The organism is Paraburkholderia sp. Ac-20347 (assembly GCF_017104805.1).
Lineage (GTDB): Bacteria > Pseudomonadota > Gammaproteobacteria > Burkholderiales > Burkholderiaceae > Paraburkholderia > Paraburkholderia tropica.
Window position 1 is genome coordinate 1 of sequence record NZ_JAAGPN010000652.1, and the last position, 232, is coordinate 232.

Annotated in this window: 1 protein-coding gene; it reads right to left on the reverse strand. The window is 43.5% G+C overall.

The genetic code is table 11. The annotated features are described in order from the left end of the window. A partial coding sequence (locus tag G3N97_RS39230; RefSeq protein WP_205998057.1) for a hypothetical protein occupies window positions 1–232 on the reverse strand: 232 nt, incomplete at both ends.

Genomic DNA, 232 nt, shown 5'->3' on the forward strand with positions numbered 1-232 from the left:
GGTCTTGTAGCTCGTTGTAAGCGGCCAGATCTTCGATGTTTTGCGTATTCTCAGAGCTTGCTTTATTTAGAGCGTCAATGGCGTCAGTTTGTTTTTTAGCATACTGGTCTTGTAGCTCGTTGTAAGCGGCCAGATCTTCGATGTTTTGCGTATTCTCAGAGCTTGCTTTATTTAGAGCGTCAATGGCGTCAGTTTGTTTTTTAGCATACTGGTCTTGTAGCTCGTTGTAAGC